The 15,859-nt window shown below is 62.2% G+C and carries 14 protein-coding genes and 1 tRNA gene; 10 read left to right on the top strand and 5 right to left on the bottom strand.

Annotated elements, in window-relative coordinates; all coding sequences use genetic code 11:
- Positions 1 to 144 precede the first annotated feature (144 nt).
- Entirely contained in the window at positions 145 to 1,554 is a 1,410-nt protein-coding gene (locus tag ACZ5ZH_RS03555; RefSeq protein ID WP_464772194.1) for a circularly permuted type 2 ATP-grasp protein, read from the bottom strand.
- A gap of 230 nt (positions 1,555 to 1,784) precedes the next feature.
- Between ACZ5ZH_RS03555 and ACZ5ZH_RS03550 the strand changes: the two genes are divergently transcribed.
- Positions 1,785 to 1,861: transfer RNA gene (locus ACZ5ZH_RS03550), tRNA-Met, on the top strand.
- 160 nt (positions 1,862 to 2,021) lie between these two features.
- Here ACZ5ZH_RS03550 and ACZ5ZH_RS03545 read toward each other — a convergent pair.
- Both ACZ5ZH_RS03545 and ACZ5ZH_RS03540 read right to left on the bottom strand, forming a co-directional pair.
- On the bottom strand, positions 2,022 to 2,321 hold the full coding sequence (locus ACZ5ZH_RS03545) for a HigA family addiction module antitoxin (RefSeq protein ID WP_460987889.1): 300 nt from the start codon (positions 2,319 to 2,321) through the stop codon (positions 2,022 to 2,024).
- On the bottom strand, positions 2,321 to 2,608 hold the full coding sequence (locus ACZ5ZH_RS03540) for a type II toxin-antitoxin system RelE/ParE family toxin (RefSeq protein WP_449471955.1): 288 nt from the start codon (positions 2,606 to 2,608) through the stop codon (positions 2,321 to 2,323). Before ACZ5ZH_RS03540 ends, ACZ5ZH_RS03545 begins: the two co-directional genes overlap by 1 nt.
- Before the next feature lie 242 nt (positions 2,609 to 2,850).
- On the opposite strand from ACZ5ZH_RS03540, the gene ACZ5ZH_RS03535 reads away from it, so the two are divergent.
- The gene (locus tag ACZ5ZH_RS03535) at positions 2,851 to 3,282 is read left to right on the top strand and encodes a universal stress protein (protein ID WP_449471953.1); all 432 of its coding nucleotides are present in this window, start codon (positions 2,851 to 2,853) and stop codon (positions 3,280 to 3,282) included.
- A 57-nt stretch (positions 3,283 to 3,339) separates the two neighbouring features.
- Here ACZ5ZH_RS03535 and ACZ5ZH_RS03530 read toward each other — a convergent pair whose 3' ends face one another.
- The gene (locus ACZ5ZH_RS03530) at positions 3,340 to 5,238 is read right to left on the bottom strand and encodes a potassium transporter Kup (protein WP_464772193.1); all 1,899 of its coding nucleotides are present in this window, start codon (positions 5,236 to 5,238) and stop codon (positions 3,340 to 3,342) included.
- Between the two features lie 188 nt (positions 5,239 to 5,426).
- On the opposite strand from ACZ5ZH_RS03530, the gene ACZ5ZH_RS03525 reads away from it, so the two are divergent.
- The 4 genes from ACZ5ZH_RS03525 to ACZ5ZH_RS03510 all read left to right on the top strand — a co-directional run bounded on the left by ACZ5ZH_RS03525 (position 5,427) and on the right by ACZ5ZH_RS03510 (position 9,921).
- Positions 5,427 to 6,653, top strand: a complete 1,227-nt coding sequence (locus tag ACZ5ZH_RS03525; RefSeq protein ID WP_464772192.1) for an NAD(P)/FAD-dependent oxidoreductase — start codon at positions 5,427 to 5,429, stop codon at positions 6,651 to 6,653.
- Between the two features lie 141 nt (positions 6,654 to 6,794).
- Positions 6,795 to 7,472 carry a head GIN domain-containing protein gene (locus ACZ5ZH_RS03520; RefSeq protein WP_464772191.1) on the top strand — a complete coding sequence of 226 codons (678 nt, stop codon included), beginning with the start codon at positions 6,795 to 6,797 and terminating at the stop codon, positions 7,470 to 7,472.
- A 324-nt stretch (positions 7,473 to 7,796) separates the two neighbouring features.
- Entirely contained in the window at positions 7,797 to 9,071 is a 1,275-nt protein-coding gene (locus ACZ5ZH_RS03515; RefSeq protein WP_464772190.1) for an ammonium transporter, read from the top strand.
- A gap of 4 nt (positions 9,072 to 9,075) precedes the next feature.
- A complete protein-coding gene (locus ACZ5ZH_RS03510; protein WP_464772584.1) occupies positions 9,076 to 9,921 on the top strand; it encodes a glycosyltransferase family 2 protein in 846 nt (281 codons plus the stop codon).
- On the opposite strand, the gene ACZ5ZH_RS03505 is transcribed toward ACZ5ZH_RS03510, so the two are convergent.
- Positions 9,918 to 11,249 carry an MFS transporter gene (locus tag ACZ5ZH_RS03505; RefSeq protein WP_464772189.1) on the bottom strand — a complete coding sequence of 444 codons (1,332 nt, stop codon included), beginning with the start codon at positions 11,247 to 11,249 and terminating at the stop codon, positions 9,918 to 9,920. The two genes, ACZ5ZH_RS03510 and ACZ5ZH_RS03505, sit on opposite strands and share 4 nt — an antisense overlap.
- Before the next feature lie 166 nt (positions 11,250 to 11,415).
- On the opposite strand from ACZ5ZH_RS03505, the gene cyoA reads away from it, so the two are divergent.
- The 4 genes from cyoA to cyoD all read left to right on the top strand — a co-directional run bounded on the left by cyoA (position 11,416) and on the right by cyoD (position 15,823).
- Positions 11,416 to 12,558: a ubiquinol oxidase subunit II gene (gene cyoA, locus ACZ5ZH_RS03500; protein ID WP_464772188.1), complete on the top strand. Its 1,143-nt coding sequence runs from the start codon at positions 11,416 to 11,418 to the stop codon at positions 12,556 to 12,558.
- 209 nt (positions 12,559 to 12,767) lie between these two features.
- On the top strand, positions 12,768 to 14,786 hold the full coding sequence (cyoB, locus tag ACZ5ZH_RS03495) for a cytochrome o ubiquinol oxidase subunit I (protein WP_464772187.1): 2,019 nt from the start codon (positions 12,768 to 12,770) through the stop codon (positions 14,784 to 14,786).
- 6 nt (positions 14,787 to 14,792) lie between these two features.
- Complete coding sequence (gene cyoC, locus ACZ5ZH_RS03490) at positions 14,793 to 15,437, top strand: cytochrome o ubiquinol oxidase subunit III (protein WP_460987880.1); 645 nt, start codon at positions 14,793 to 14,795, stop codon at positions 15,435 to 15,437.
- The gene (gene cyoD / locus ACZ5ZH_RS03485; protein ID WP_460987879.1) at positions 15,434 to 15,823 is read left to right on the top strand and encodes a cytochrome o ubiquinol oxidase subunit IV; all 390 of its coding nucleotides are present in this window, start codon (positions 15,434 to 15,436) and stop codon (positions 15,821 to 15,823) included. Before cyoC ends, cyoD begins: the two co-directional genes overlap by 4 nt.
- Positions 15,824 to 15,859 lie beyond the last annotated feature (36 nt).

Below are 15,859 nucleotides of genomic sequence, written 5' to 3'. Positions count from 1 at the left end.
TCATCCCGCCTCTCGTTGTCACCCCGCCTCTCACCGTCATCCCAGCGAAAGCTGGGATCTCAGGCGAAAGGGCACGACGCAGCCTCGAGAGATCCCAGCTTCCGCTGGGATGACGCTGGCTGCGAAAGATGATGGCACCCACCGTCAATCCTGCAACACCCATGTATCCTTCACCCCACCCCCCTGACTGGAGTTCACCACTAACGACCCTTCCGTCAGCGCAACCCGCGTCAGCCCGCCGGGCACCAGCCTGATCTGCTTGCCCACCAGGCAATAGGGCCGGAAATCCGCATGCCGACCCACCACCGAAGCCGGGCCAAGCGTAGGCACGGTCGAAAGGTCCAGCGTCGGCTGCGCGATGAACTCGCCCGGATTGGCCCTAATCCGTTCCGCATAAGCGGCGATTTCCGCACTGGTCGACTTGGGGCCGATCAGCATCCCATAGCCGCCCGACCCATGAACCTCCTTCGCCACCAGTTCGTGCAGATGTTCCAGCACATAGGCGCATTCGTCCGGCTTCCCGCACTGCCACGTCTGGATATTGTCCAGGATCGGCTGCTCACCCAGGTAAAATCGGATCATCTCCGGAACGTAGATATAGACCGCCTTGTCATCCGCGATCCCCGCGCCCGGCGCCGAAGCCAGCGTCACCCCGCCATTGCGATACACGTTGAAGATGCCGGGAATGCCCAGCAGGCTATCGGGCCGGAACACCAGCGGATCAAGATATTCGTCATCGATCCGGCGGTAGATGACATCGACCTGCCTGGGGCCAAGCGTCGTCTTCATCCACACCCGATCCTCATCGACGAACAGGTCGGCAGGCTCCACCAGCTCCACGCCCATCAGATCGGCCAGGAAGCTATGTTCATAATAGGCGCTGTTGAGCGATCCCGGGGTCAGCAGCACGACCACCGGATCGCCCTTGCACGAGGGCGGCGCGACTTCCTTCAGGCTCTTGAGCAACTCGGCAGGATAATCATCGACCGGCGCCACCAGCCCCTGCGCGAACAGTTCGGGGAACATGCGCGTCATGATCTCGCGATTTTCCAGCATGTAGGACACGCCCGACGGCGTGCGGCAATTATCCTCCAGCACCTCAAATCGCGCAGGCCCGGTGCGGACAATGTCGATCCCGACGATATGGCTGTAAACCTTCCCCGGCGGGGTAAAGTCCGCCATCTCGGCAAGATAGGCGCTGTTTTGGTAGATGATGTCGGCGGGCATGATCCCCGCCTTCACAATCTCTCCCCGATGATAGACATCATGCAGAAACGCGTTCAACGCCCGCGCCCGCTGCCTGATGCCCCGGTCCAGCACGCGCCATTCCTGCGCGGTGAAGATACGCGGCAACAGGTCGAACGGGATCAATCGCTCCGGATCGCCGCCCTCGCCATAGACCGCAAAGGTAATGCCGATACGTCTGAAGATCGCTTCCGCTTCATCCAACCTGCGGTTGAGCCCGGCGATGCCCGTCCGATCCACCCAATTCTGCACTTCGGCATAGCAAGGCCGTATCGAACCATCCGGCTCAAACATTTCGTGGAAGGGCAAAGCGTCGATCCTCCCTCGGGCATAGCCCGGTTGTGCATTGCAACATTAGTGCAACGTGACGGAACGATTGCAAGCGCAAAAAGGGCGCCGACCAAGATTTCCCCGCGCACGACGTCCGGCAACCTCCCCTGAAGAGAATTTGCACAGCCGTCGCCAAACCCCGTTGACCCCACAAGTCCCTCTGCCTATAGCGCGCGCACCGCAGGGCGACTGCCCGGCGCAGCCCATGGGGCGGAGTAGCTCAGCTGGTTAGAGCAGCGGAATCATAATCCGCGTGTCGGGGGTTCAAGTCCCTCCTCCGCTACCATCGGAAAGCCTGGATATCCTTGATTTTTGCCTTCGGGCCGGCCGTAAGCACGGCCTTTTTTGATGTTCACAACGTCCCGTGAAATCCGCAGAATTTCGTCAAATTCGTTAGGTTACGGCGCCTTCATGCAGCATGGATGCAACATGACGCGGACGCTATTTCACGCAGCGATCAGGCTCCGCACGGCCAGATCGGCTTCATGCTCGCGCGCCTTGCCCAACTCGTAGCGCGCCTGCATCCGCATCAGCGTCTCCGCCTTCACACCAAAGGCATGCTCGAAGCGGATCGCCATATCAGCCGAAAGGGCCGCCCGCCCGTTCAGAAGCGAACTGATCGACTGCCGACTGACGCCGAACGCCTCGGCCAGATCGTTGATCGAAACGCCATGCGCCTCGACAATCTCGGTCTTGAGCCATTCGCCCGCATGGACCGCGAACGACGGATGAATCTTGATAGCCATCAGTGATAATCCTCCAGGTCCAGATCTACGACGGCGCCCTGCTCATCAAGCGAAAAGGTCAGGCGCCAGTTTCTAGTCACGGTCATCGCCCATGTCCCGGCACGGTCGCCGGTCAAGGGGTGAAGCCCGTAATTTGGAGGTGTTGAAAGTTCGTCCAGCGTGTCGGCATCAATGATGAAGTTGACCATCTTGAACAGCCGATCGACCAGATCGCCAGGTAGTCCTTTGGCTTTGCCTGTCTCAACAAACCGCCGCAGAGCTTTGTGGCTTATGCTCTCGATCTCCATAGATGGAAAGTAGCGCTTTACGCACTCGTGTCAAGTGTGGCTTTACATTTTGCGGTTAGCAAAAGAGGGACCTAACTCCGGCAATCCTTCAGATTCGTACCAATCGCGCCATCCTCACGCTCTTTTGCGTCCGGCGCCGGGACATCTGCGCGCTGTCATCTCGGCTGAAACTCTTTGTTACAGACGCTACACCTTTCGGCTCGCCCCTCCTGATAGAAGTCAAGGTCAAGAGAGGAGAGACCATGGCTTTTTCATCTATATTGGTCGCTATCGACATCCATGATCCTGATCACGCAAAGTCCGCGCTGGAAGCAGCAGCAGCGCTTTCCGCAGGCGGCGCGAAAGTGCATATCCTTTATGTGCGATACTTTCTGCCAGTGAATTATGAAGGCGCGATCACCGTCGACTTCGACACGCAGGAGATCACAGAGGCTCAGCGACAAGTCGACGAATGGAAAGCCGAGTTCGGCCTGACCAATGCCACTTTCGCATCCCATCGCGGCCGAGTGCGTGATGAAGTTCTGGATGAAGCGCAGCGGGTGGGCGCCGACCTCATCATCATCGGCTCTCATCAGCCGTCGCTCTCATCCCGCGTGCTGGGCTCCAACGCCGCCGCGATCGTCCGCAATTCGCCGATCAGCGTGCTCATCGCTCGTCAGAAAGAGATCGGCTAACTGATGCCCCGCCAGCCGATGGCTTGCCCGCCATCGGCAATCGGCGTGATCGCTAGATCAGATTTCCAGCTGCGACCCCAGTTCGACCACCCGATTGGTCGGCAGCTTGAAAAACGCCATCGGGCTTTCCGCATTGCGCACCATCCAGGCGAACAGCCGCTCGCGCCATATGGCCATGCCGGGGCGGGATGACGGCACCAACGTCTCGCGGCTGAGGAAATAGCTGGTGTCGGCCACGCCGATCGGCCCGCCACAGTCGCGCACCGCCTTCATCGCGGCGGGCACATCGACATTTTCCATGAAGCCGTGGCGCAGCATCAGGCGATAGAAACCCGCGCCATGATCTTCGACGCTGGTACGGCCTTCATAGGGCAAATGCGGGACTTCCTCCGCGCGCACGGTCAGGATGATGTTGCGCTCATGCAGGATGCGGTTGTGCTTGACGTTGTGGAGCAGGGCCGGCGGAACACCCTCCGTCGTTGAGGACAAGAAGATCGCCGTGCCCGGCACCCGCTTCAGTGACGCTCCGGCAGACTTGATGAACAAATCCAGGTCCATTGCATCTTCGCGTAGACGGTTGCGCATGATCCGTCGCCCAGAAGCCCAGGTCGTCAGCACCAGGAAAGCTATGGCCGCGACCAGCAGCGGGAACCATCCGCCATCCGGAATTTTCGTCGCGTTCGACAGGAAATATGCGCCATCAATGATCAGGAACAGGCCCGTCACCATGCCCGCGACGAACGGGTTCCAGCGCCAGACGCTGAACATCAATGCCCCCATCATGCAGGTGGTGATGACCATCGTGCCAGTGACCGCAATGCCATAGGCCGCCGCCAAATTGCTCGAACTGCCAAAGCCCAGCACCAGCATGATGACCAGCACCAGCAGCGTCCAGTTGATCAGCGGCATATATATCTGCCCCGCCGCCGATGCGCTGGTATGCAGGATGCGCAGGCGCGGGAGGAAGCCCAGCTGCACCGCTTGCCGCGTCACGGAAAAGGCGCCGGATATGACCGCCTGGCTAGCAATCACCGTCGCCATCGTCGCCAGGATCACCAGCGGAAGCCTCGCCCATTCGGGGGCAAGCAGGAAGAACGGATTTTGCGCCGCCGCTGGCTCATCCAGCAGCAACGCCCCCTGCCCCAGATAATTGAGCATCAGGCACGGCAGCGCCGCGTAAAGCCACGCGATGCTGATCGCCTTGCGCCCGAAATGCCCCATATCGGCATAAAGCGCCTCCGCCCCCGTCACCGCCAGCACCACCGATCCCAAAGCCAGAAACGCCAGTTTAGGGTCGATCAGGAAGAAGCGCAGCGCCCACCAAGGATTGACGATGGCGAAGATCTCCGGGTGCCGCCATATATTGGTGACGCCCAGAATTGCGAGCGCCAGGAAATAGACCACCATGATCGGGCCGAACAGCGCACCGACTCGCGCCGTGCCGATGCTCTGGATCACGAACAGGGCGATCAGGATCACGATCGCGATCGGCAGCACCAACGGCGTCAGCCCCGCCTGCACCACCGTCAGCCCCTCTACCGCCGAGAGGACAGAGACCGCCGGCGTGATGATCGCATCGCCATAAAAGAGCGCGGTGGCAAGCACGCCCAGCGCCGCAACCGTCGGTGTCCAGCGCGTTTCGCCCATCCGCCGCCCGATCAGCGCCAGCAGCGCCATGCTGCCGCCCTCGCCATTATTGTCGGCTCGCAGGATGATGAACACATATTTGACCGTTACGACCATGGTCATGGTCCAGAAGATCAACGACAGCACGCCATAGATATGGGCCGGGTCAACCGTCAGCGGATGGTGGCCGACAAAGCTTTCCTTCAGCGCATAGAGTGGAGAGGTCCCGATGTCCCCAAACACCACCCCCAACGCGCCGAGCGCGAGGCCGTGTAGCGGACCATGCGCTGCATGGCTCCCCCCGCTAACCGGCAAATCCTTGTCAGCCATAAGGCAGAAAACCCCCAACTTTGGCGAGCGCCTATGCCACAGTCAGGGATGGCAGCGCCATGGGGGACAGGCGGCCATCCGCTATTTTATATTTTGCCCCGCTAACTTCAAAAGTCCCCCTACCCCTTGTCAGTCCGGGGAAAGCGCGCCAAGGACGGCAGCAACTTGGACTGAGGGGATGCTGGCCGATGAGCCATTATGACGTTCTGATCGTAGGCGCGGGCCATGCAGGCGCGCAGGCGGCCATTTCGCTTCGTCAACTCGGCTTTGAAGGGTCCGTCGCCATGATCGGTGACGAAAAATACCCGCCCTATGAACGCCCGCCGCTGTCGAAGGAATATTTCGCGGGCGACAAGAGCTTCGATCGCATCCTCATCCGCCCCGCCGCCTTTTGGGAAGAGCGCAAGATCGACATGCTGCTCGGCCACCGGGTGAAGGCTGTCGATCCGGAAAGCCAGACCGTCACCGTCGGCAACGAGCATATCTCCTACGGCAAGCTCATCTGGTGCACGGGCGGCAGCCCGCGCATGCTGACCTGCGACGGCGCCGACGCGCCAAACGTCCATGCCGTCCGCCGCCGCGACGATGTCGACGCCATGATGGCGAAGATGGACCAGATCAATCATGTCGTCGTGATCGGCGGCGGTTATATCGGGCTGGAAGCAGCCGCCGTGCTGACGAAGTTCGGCAAGAAAGTCGTGCTGCTCGAAGCGCTCGACCGCGTCCTCGCCCGCGTCGCCGGTGAAGAACTCTCCCGCTTCTACGAAGCTGAACATCGCGCCCATGGCGTCGATCTGCGCACCGGCGCCGCGATGGACTGCATCGAGGTGCAGGACGGCAAGGCGACCGCCGTGCTGATGCAGAATGGCGAGCGGATCGAAACCGACATGGTGATCGTCGGCATCGGCATCATCCCCGAAACCGGCCCGCTGATCGCAGCGGGCGCTGTTGGCGGCAATGGCGTCGATGTCGATGAATATTGCCGCACCAGCCTGCCCAACATCTATGCTGTCGGCGACTGCGCATCCCACGCCAACCGCTTCGCGCGCGGCGCCCAGCTGCGCCTTGAGTCAGTGCAGAACGCCAATGATCAGGCAAAAACGGCCATCGCCCACATCATGGGCAAGGAAGAAGCCTATGACGCCGTGCCCTGGTTCTGGTCCAACCAATATGATCTGAAGCTCCAGACCGTGGGCCTTTCGATCGGACATGACCACACCATCCTGCGCGGCGATCCGGCAACCCGCAGCTTCTCAGTCCTATATCTGAAGGCCGGAAAGCTCATCGCGCTCGATTGCGTCAATGCAGTGAAGGACTATGTGCAGGGCCGCGCCCACGTCCTTTCCGGCGCACTGCTTGATCAGGCGCAGCTGGCCGATTCCTCGGTCCCGCTGAAGGAAGTCGGCCTCGCCTGACGAAGCCCCTCTTTGCGGCGTCTGATCAACTTGATCGCGTGGGAATTTGCCGCCTCAAGGCACGACGCTATCAACTTTGTCGAAAGCGTTTTGCGGTAGGGCGGCATCATGACAGGTCGATCGCGAAAGCCCCTCCACCTCATGATAGTAGCCGCTTCGCTGCTACCGTTACCGGCCATGGCTGCAACGCGCGGCTATACCATCACCAGCTTCGACGCCATCCGGGTCGATGCGCCGGTGGAGGTGATCATCACCACCGGCGCTGGCGCTTCCGCCAAAGTCGATGGCGACCAATCGCTGATCGAACGGCTGCACATCGATGTATCGGGGCGTCTGCTGACAATCAGGATGGACCGCGCCCAACCCGGCGAGAAAAGCGGCGGTCGCGCCACCGTCCGACTCTCGACCGGCACGCTTGAAAGGCTGGTGCTGACCGGCGGCGGCTCCATCTCGGTCAGCCGTATGAAGGGCTTGCGCGGAGAGATCCTGCTCGGCGGCAATGGCGATGTCAGCGTCGCGGCGGTTGACCTCGATCAGCTCAGCCTCGGCCTCGCCGGCGCAGGCCGCGCAACGCTGGCCGGGCGAGCCGCAATAGCGACAGTGCGCGTAAATGGTCCGGGCGCCGTAGCTGCCGATGGCCTGCGCGTCCGCCAGGCAACGGTCAGCAATGACGGCCCCGGCAATGTCGCCCTGACCGCAGACGTAACCGCCAAGATATCGGCATCAGGCTCGGGTGACGTCACTATAGTCGGCAAGGCCGCCTGCCAGGTCGAAAATCGCGGCACGGGCCGCATCTCCTGCGGTGGCGAAGCCTATTAGAGCTTGATCGTCTTACACGGAAGAATCGGCATTAAGGCTGATTTTCCGTCACCCCGGGCTCGACCCGGGGTCCCGCTGCCTCGGCGGCGTCAGAAAAGAAGCGGGACCCCGGATCAAGTCCGGGGTGACGATCACTCACATATGAGCATGCTCTAGCGCGCCGGGGCTTTCGTCGCGATCACGCAACCCCGTTCGGGCTGAGCTTGTCGAAGCCCCTTCTCTTTCTTGAAAACCCCGCCCCACAACCCCGCCGACCACTAACCTTATCAAAGTGTTTACCGCCACCCCATAGACCATAGGACACCAGACATATCGGATCGTCCCATGTTCGCTCGCGCTCTTCTCCTCTTCCTCTTCATGGCATCGCCCCAAACGGCAGAAGCACAGGTAGCGGTGGCCGTCCCGGACAGCGGAGACACGGCCTGGATGATCCTCTGCGCGCTACTCGTCCTACTTGCCGGGATTCCCGGTCTGCTCCTGCGCCACGCGGGCCTCGTCAATGTGCGAAGCGCGCTGTCGGCAAGCACCCAGCTTATCGTCGTAGCGGCGGGCGCATCGCTCGCCTGGGCCATCGCCGGATACAGCCTCAGCTTCTCTCCGGGCAGCGCATGGCTGGGCGGCGGAGCGAACCTCCTACTCGCCAACCTCGGCTCCCTGAAGGCTGGGCTGACCGTTCCCGAATCCGCCTTCGTCCTGTTCCAGATGGCCTTGGCACTCTTTGCCGTATGCCTCCTCCCCGGCGCCACGGCGGGACGCGCGCGCTTCGGCTGGATGGCGGCCCTTGCCCCGCTCTGGCTGCTGATCGTCTATGCCCCGCTGGTTCATGGCATCTGGGGCGGCGGCTGGCTTGCGGGGCTTGGCGTGATCGACTTTTCCGGCGGCCTCGTCATGCACATGAGCGCAGGCTTTTCCGCGCTCGCACTCTCCCTGATCCTCGGTCGCCGTCCCCGACAAGCCGGCGCAAGCCACGCACCTGTACTCAGCCTCGCGGGTGGCGCATTGATCTGGATAGGCTGGGCGGGCATTTCCGGCGGCTGGGCTCTTGGCGCCACGGACAATGCCGCCACCGCCATCCTCAACACGCATTTCGCTGCCTGCACAGGCGCCCTCGCATGGGCGCTCTCGGATCGCGCCGCGACCGGCCGCATAAGCGCCACCGGCATCATGTCGGGCGCGGTCGCTGGCTTGGCCGCCATGTCCGCCTCCGCCGCCCTCTCGGGTCCCGGAGGGGCGATGCTCATCGGCCTTGTCGCCGCGCTTCTCTGCCGCATCGCAAAGGCAACCTTCGGGCGCGGCGTCGATGATCCAGCGTCGGTGTTTCTGCTGCATGGGCTCGGCGGCCTGATCGGCGCTCTGCTGTTGCCCCTCTTCGTTCAGCCTTTCCTTGGCGGCGTCGGTTTCGAAGGCGACATCAGCCTCACAGGGGCGATGCTGAGCCAATTGGCCGGTGTCATCGCCGTCGCCCTCTGGTCAATGGCGGGAACCTCTATCGTCGCGCTGCTGCTATCGGTCGTACTGCCCATGCGTCTAACGGCAGAGGAAGCGGCAGAGGGCCTTGATCAGGTCGACCATGGCCAACAAGGCTGGGACTTCCGCTAACATCATGGGCATCGCCGTCGGCATCTTCGCCCATCAGGAGGAGCGGCGGATCGGCACCTGCCTCACCTCGCTCCCGCTGGACCGGGCTGACACCGTCTATCATGTCCTCGTCAACGGCTCGACCGACGCCACCGCCGCCCGCGCCCGCGACATCGCAGCCGGGCGAGCCAATGTCCGGGTGCACGACATCGCCCAAGGCGGCAAATCGCGAACGTGGAACCATCTGATCCATGATCTGCTGGACGGAACCGACGAAGCCGTCATCCTCCTCGATGGCGACGCTCAGATCGCACCCGGCTCCATCGACGCGCTGGTGGCAGCGGTAGAACGCAACGGAATCAATGCAGCGGCGGGCATGCCGCTCAACGGGCGCATGGCCGCGCATTACCGCCACCTGCTGTCAACAGACGGCGGCCTCTTCGGCGATCTTTACGCCCTGTCCGGCCATTTCGTGAACCGCATCCGCGCGCGGCGCCTGTATTTGCCCGATGATCTGATCGGCGACGATGGCCTCGTCGCGGCCTGGGCTCATACCGATCTGCAAACCGACGCCGCATGGCAGCGTGAGCGTGTCATCGCTTGCGAAGAAGCAGGCTTCCTCTGCGAACCCGTCCGCCTCACCAACCCTGCAAGCTGGCGCATGCAATATCGCCGGATGACCAACTATTCGCTGCGCTTCTTCCAGAACCGCATCGTGTCCGACATCATGGGTGGGCAAGGACCTGACGGCCTGCCGCGCGAACTGCGCAGCCTCTACGCCGCATGGCTTCCCCGCCTCACCCCACGCTCCGGTCCCACAGGCTGGTTCGACCGAAAAGCGCTCGCCCGGATGCGGCAGGCAGCCGCTTAGCGGTCCTTGCCCGCCAGTTCCTTGTTGATGAACAGCGCTAGCCCCGTCACGACCGCGCCCGAAAACAGATAAGCGCCCGAAGCCGCCAACCCAAATGTGACCGACAGCGCCAGCGCCACCAGCGGCGCGAACCCAGCGCCCACCAGCCAGGCAAGGTCCGACGTCAGCGCAGACCCCGTATAGCGCGTCGCCGTCGAGAAATTCGACGCCACCACGCCCGAAGACTGCCCAAAGCTCAACCCCAGCAGCATGAACCCCAGGATCATGAACGCGATCTCGGCCAGCTCGCCACCATTGAGCAACAGCGGTGCGGCAATGCTGAATATCCCGATCCCCAGCGCTGACCAGGCGAGCAGCTTACGCCGCCCCACCATGTCCGCGACAAATCCGGACACGACGATCGCCAGCACGCCCACGCTCGCCCCGATCGCCTCAATCACCAGAAAACGTTCCAGCGGCTGCTTCGTATAAAGCGCGATCCACGACAGCGGGAACACCGACACCATGTGGAACAGCGCGAAACTCGCCAGCGGAGCGAACGCGCCAATAACGATATTCCGCCCCTCCATCCGCACCGTCTCGATAACCGGCGAAGGCTGCAACTCACGCGCCTCGAACAGCCGTTCAAACTCATGCGTCACCACGATCCGCAACCGCGCGAACAGCGCCACCACATTGATCGCGAACGCCACGAAGAAGGGATAGCGCCAGCCCCAATCAAGGAAGTCGGCCCGCGACAGATTGAACAGGAAGAATGCGAACAACCCGCTGGCCACCACCAGCGCCAGCGGCGCGCCCAGCTGCGGCATCATCGCATACCAGCCGCGCTTGTTCTGCGGCGCGTTCAGCGACAGCAACGACGCAAGCCCGTCCCACGTCCCGCCCAGCGCAATCCCCTGCCCCGCCCGCAACACCGCGAGCAGCACCGCCGACCAGATGCCCACCGTCTCATATCCCGGCAGGAAGGCGATAAACGCCGTCGATCCCCCCAGCAGGAACAACGCGATGGTCAGCTTCACCCCCCGCCCATAGGCCCGGTCCACAGCCATAAAGATGAACGACCCGATCGGCCGCGTCACAAACGCCAGCGCGAAGATGGCAAAGGACCAAAGCGTCCCCGCCAGCGGACTCAAAAAGGGAAAGACATGCGCCGGAAACACGATGCACGACGCGATCGCATAGACGAAGAAGTCGAAAAATTCCGACGTCCGCCCGATGATCACACCGATCGCGATCTCGCCCGGCGCAACCTTGTGGTCGCGCGCCGTCACAAGGCGTGCATCGCGCTCCATCTGCGTGGAGGATGGCGTGGTGGTCACGGCGTTCATCGGTCTGGACTGGCCTTCATGCTGCGGGAACGATCCATGCCAAACATCGTTGCAGCATAGCGAATCGCCCCGGTGGTCGAAAGGCCATTGCCCCATTTTGCGCCTGCGAGGGGATAGGACAAAAGGTCCAATGTCGATCGCGACGCCACCCCCTTATGCGGGCCTCATGACCGCACGCCCTCGCCCCTTTTCCAGAGCTTTTCTGAGCCGACTCGCGCCCTTGCTGCTGCTGCCGCTCGGCGCATGCAACTGGGTGGTCATGTCCCCCGCTGGCGATGTCGCGGTGCAGCAGCGTGACCTGATCGTCATTTCGACCCTGCTCATGCTGCTCATCATCCTGCCCGTCATGGCCACGACCATCCGGTTCGCCTGGCGCTACCGGGAAAAGGCGCAGGCGAAGGATTATGATCCCGATTGGGACCATTCGACCAGCCTTGAGCTGCTGATCTGGTCCGCCCCACTGTTGATCATCATCGCATTGGGCGCCATCACCTGGACCAGCACCCACCTGCTCGATCCCTATCGCCCGATCGAGCGCATCGACGCCGCGCGCAAGGTCGAGCCCGCCACCAAGCGCCTTCAGGTCGAAGTCGTCGCGCTCGACTGGAAATGGCTGTTCATCTACCCTGAACTTGGCATCGCCACGGTCAATGAACTCGCCGCGCCCATCGATCAGCCGATCGAGTTCAAGATCACCTCCGCGACGCTCATGAACAGCTTCTTCGTGCCCGCGCTTGCAGGCCAGATCTACGCCATGCCCGGCATGCAGACGGTCCTTCACGCCGTCGCCAACAAGCCCGGCAATTTCGAAGGCTTCTCGGCGAACTATTCCGGCGCAGGCTTTTCCCACATGCGCTTCCGCTTCAAGGCGATGGATCAGGCCGGTTTCGACCGCTGGGTTGCACAGGTGAAGGCGAGCAACGCAAAGCTCGACCGCGCCACCTATGTGAAGCTGGAGCAGCCGAGCGAAAAAGTCCCGCCCATGTATTTCGCAGGCGTCGAGCCAAAGCTCTTCCACGCCGCGCTCAACATGTGCGCCCAGCCCGGCAAGCGCTGCATGGATGAGGTGATGATGACCGACATGACGGGCGGCGGCGGCAAGGAATCGGCGCGTGATACCGAAGGCCTGCGCCATGACGGCACTATCGACGTCGGCGGCTTCCACCCTGTCGAGCCGGGCAAGAAGGGCGAGATCGCGCAGCCTTCCGGCATGACCCCAGCCGCTGAACGCGCGCCTGCTGCGCAAGGTCATGAGGCTCCGGGGCAGAAGGATGCCGACGGGCATGCAGGCGGTCATCATGGGCATTGAACTGATCACTAATTCACCCCTCCCCTTCAGGTCGAACGGAGGCACGCGACTCCGTTCGAGGGCCGGGGGTGGGGGAGCGCCCCAAGCGCCGCACCATCCGGCCCGACCCCACCCCAACCCTTCAAACGAGTCACGTGCCTCGTTTGAACCTGAAGGGGAGGGGCTAAACCCAGCTTCCCCCTCCCCCTCCCTCCCAAGGCCCTGACCCCATGTCCCCTCATCCCGCATCCGAAAACAGCGGCATCTGGAAACTGATCTTCGGCCGCCTCGACTGGAGCGCCGTCCCGATCCACGAGCCGATCGTCATGGGCACCTTCGTCGCCGTCGTCATCGGCGGCATCGCGGTCCTTGGCCTCGTCACCAAATATCGCCTCTGGGGCATGCTGTGGCGCGACTGGTTCACCACCGTGGACCACAAGCGCATCGGCATCATGTACATGATCCTCGGCCTCATCATGTTCCTGCGCGGTTTCGCCGATGCGCTCATGATGCGCCTGCAACAGGCATGGGCCTTCAACGGCTCGGAAGGCTATCTGAACGCGCATCACTATGATCAGATTTTCACCGCGCACGGCGTCATCATGATCTTCTTCGTGGCGATGCCGATGATCACCGGGATCATGAACTATATGGTCCCGCTGCAAATCGGCGCGCGCGACGTCAGCTTCCCCTTCCTCAATAATTTCAGCTTCTGGATGACGACCGCAGGCGCCGTCATCACCATGATGTCGCTGTTCGTGGGTGAGTTCGCCCGCACCGGCTGGCTCGCCTACCCACCGCTGTCAGGCATCGCCTACAGCCCCGGGGTCGGCGTCGATTATTATATCTGGGGCCTTCAGATAGCAGGCATCGGCACGCTATTATCCGGCGTCAACCTGATCGCGACCATCGTAAAGATGCGCGCGCCCGGCATGTCGATGATGAAGCTCCCAATCTTCGTCTGGACGTCGCTCTGCTCGAACATCCTGATCGTCGCGGCCTTCCCGGTCCTGACCGCCGTTCTCGCGCTGCTCAGCCTCGACCGCTATGTCGGCACGGCCTTCTTCACCAACGACATGGGCGGCAACCCCATGATGTACGTGAACCTCATCTGGATCTGGGGCCATCCGGAGGTTTACATCCTCATCCTGCCGCTGTTCGGCGTGTTCAGTGAAGTCACCTCGACCTTCTCGTCAAAGCGCCTCTTCGGCTATTCCTCGATGGTCTATGCGACGGTCGTCATCGCGATCCTCAGCTACCTGGTCTGGCTGCACCATTTCTTCACCATGGGCTCGGGCGCCAGCGTCAACAGCTTCTTCGGCATCACGACGATGGTCATCTCGATCCCGACCGGGGCCAAGCTCTTCAACTGGCTCTTCACCATGTATCGCGGCCGCATCCGCTTTGAGCTGCCGATGATGTGGACGGTCGCCTTCATGCTGACCTTCACGGTCGGCGGCATGACCGGCGTGCTGCTTGCGGTGCCGCCCGCCGACTTCGTCCTCCACAACTCGCTGTTCCTGATCGCGCATTTCCATAACGTGATCATCGGCGGCGTGTTGTTCGGCCTGTTCGCGGCGATCAACTACTGGTGGCCCAAGGCATTCGGCTTCAAGCTCGACCGGACATGGGGCGTGCGCAGCTTCTGGCTGTGGGTCGTCGGCTTCTGGGTCGCCTTTATGCCGCTCTATATCCTCGGCCTGATGGGCGTCACCCGCCGCATGCGCGTGTTCGATGATCCAAGCCTGCAAATCTGGTTCCAGATCGCGGCCCTCGGCGCCCTCATGATCGCGGCAGGCATCGCCTGCATGCTCATCCAGTTCGCCGTCAGCATCATCAACCGCGACAAGCTGCGCGACACGACCGGCGACCCATGGGACGGCCGCACCCTCGAATGGGCGACCAGCTCGCCGCCGCCCGACTATAATTTCGCCTTCACACCCGTCATCCATGATGGCGACGCATGGGCGGACATGAAGAAGCGCGGCTATCAGCGGCCTCTCTCGGGCTATGAAGCCATCCACATGCCCAGCAACACCGGCACCGGCGTGATCATCGCAGGCCTGTCGGTGGCCTTCGGCGTCGGCATGATCTGGTACATGTGGTGGCTCGCAGGCCTCAGCTTCATCGGCATCCTCGCCGTCGCGATCGGCCACACCTTCAACTACAAGCGCGACTTCTACATCCCCAAGGATGTGGTCGAGCGCACAGAGGGCGAGCGCACGCGCAGCCTCGCGATGCAGGGCTGAACCATCATGGCAAGCGCACCCACCGTAGACGCCGCTTTCCTCGACAAGGACGGCAACCCGCTCTTCCATCTGGAACATGAGCCCCACCATCCGGAAGGGTCCAGCACCATGCTGGGCTTCTGGATCTACCTGATGAGCGATTGCCTCATCTTCGCCTGCCTGTTCGCCACCTATGCGGTGCTGGGCGGCAGCTATGCGGCGGGGCCGAGCCCGAAGGACCTGTTCGACCTGCCGCTCGTCGCGCTCAACACCGCGATGCTGCTCTTCTCCTCCATCACCTATGGCTTTGCCATGCTGGCGATGGAAAAGAACAAGGTGGCCGCGACACAGGGCTGGCTGGCTATCACGGGCCTATTCGGCCTCGCCTTCCTGTCGATCGAGATGTACGAGTTCGCGCACCTCATCCATGAAGGCGCGACCCCGATGCGTTCGGGCTTCCTGTCGGCCTTCTTCACGCTGGTGGGCACGCACGGACTGCACGTCACCTTCGGCACGATCTGGCTGGTGACGCTAATGGTGCAGGTCGCCAAAAAGGGCCTGATCCCCGCCAACCAGCGCCGCCTCATGTGCCTGTCGATGTTCTGGCACTTCCTCGACGTCGTCTGGATCGGCGTCTTCACCTTCGTCTATCTCATGGGGATGCTGCGATGAGCGCGCACGACCACAGCCATCACGACGATCATCATGGGCACGCCCCTGCCCATGGCACCTTCAGCAGCTACATGATCGGCTTCGGCCTGTCAGTGATCCTGACGGCCATCCCCTTCTGGCTCGTCATGACGGGAGTGTTGGGCGATCCGCAACTGACCGCCTTCACCATCATGGGCTTCGCGGTCGTGCAGATATTGGTCCACATGATCTACTTCCTGCACATGAACACCCGCTCGGAAGGCGGCTGGACGATGCTGGCGCTGATCTTCACGATCGTGCTGGTCGTCATCACGCTCGCCGGGTCCATCTGGGTCATGTATCATCTCAACCACAATATGATGCCGCAAATGGATATGAGCGTGCATGACATGAGCCAGATGCCGTGACAGACCCCCGACCCCGCCGTCGCTCGGCGGGGTTCC

The organism is Sphingobium sp. TomMM7A, from assembly GCF_055397305.1.
This window is presented reverse-complemented; position numbering and strand designations above follow the sequence as displayed.

Bases quoted from the DNA above. Each gene is read 5' to 3' on its own strand.
- ACZ5ZH_RS03545 (WP_460987889.1), bottom strand. From the start codon at position 2,321: ATGGCTATCAAGATTCATCCGTCGTTCGCGGTCCATGCGGGCGAATGG.
- ACZ5ZH_RS03520 (WP_464772191.1), top strand. From the start codon at position 6,795: ATGATAGTAGCCGCTTCGCTGCTACCGTTACCGGCCATGGCTGCAACG.
- cyoD (WP_460987879.1), top strand. From the start codon at position 15,434: ATGAGCGCGCACGACCACAGCCATCACGACGATCATCATGGGCACGCC.
- cyoA (WP_464772188.1), top strand. From the start codon at position 11,416: ATGACCGCACGCCCTCGCCCCTTTTCCAGAGCTTTTCTGAGCCGACTC.
- ACZ5ZH_RS03540 (WP_449471955.1), bottom strand. From the start codon at position 2,608: ATGGAGATCGAGAGCATAAGCCACAAAGCTCTGCGGCGGTTTGTTGAG.
- ACZ5ZH_RS03530 (WP_464772193.1), bottom strand. From the start codon at position 5,238: ATGGCTGACAAGGATTTGCCGGTTAGCGGGGGGAGCCATGCAGCGCAT.
- cyoB (WP_464772187.1), top strand. From the start codon at position 12,768: ATGTCCCCTCATCCCGCATCCGAAAACAGCGGCATCTGGAAACTGATC.
- ACZ5ZH_RS03525 (WP_464772192.1), top strand. From the start codon at position 5,427: ATGAGCCATTATGACGTTCTGATCGTAGGCGCGGGCCATGCAGGCGCG.
- cyoC (WP_460987880.1), top strand. From the start codon at position 14,793: ATGGCAAGCGCACCCACCGTAGACGCCGCTTTCCTCGACAAGGACGGC.
- ACZ5ZH_RS03505 (WP_464772189.1), bottom strand. From the start codon at position 11,249: ATGAACGCCGTGACCACCACGCCATCCTCCACGCAGATGGAGCGCGAT.
- ACZ5ZH_RS03510 (WP_464772584.1), top strand. From the start codon at position 9,076: ATGGGCATCGCCGTCGGCATCTTCGCCCATCAGGAGGAGCGGCGGATC.
- ACZ5ZH_RS03515 (WP_464772190.1), top strand. From the start codon at position 7,797: ATGTTCGCTCGCGCTCTTCTCCTCTTCCTCTTCATGGCATCGCCCCAA.
- ACZ5ZH_RS03535 (WP_449471953.1), top strand. From the start codon at position 2,851: ATGGCTTTTTCATCTATATTGGTCGCTATCGACATCCATGATCCTGAT.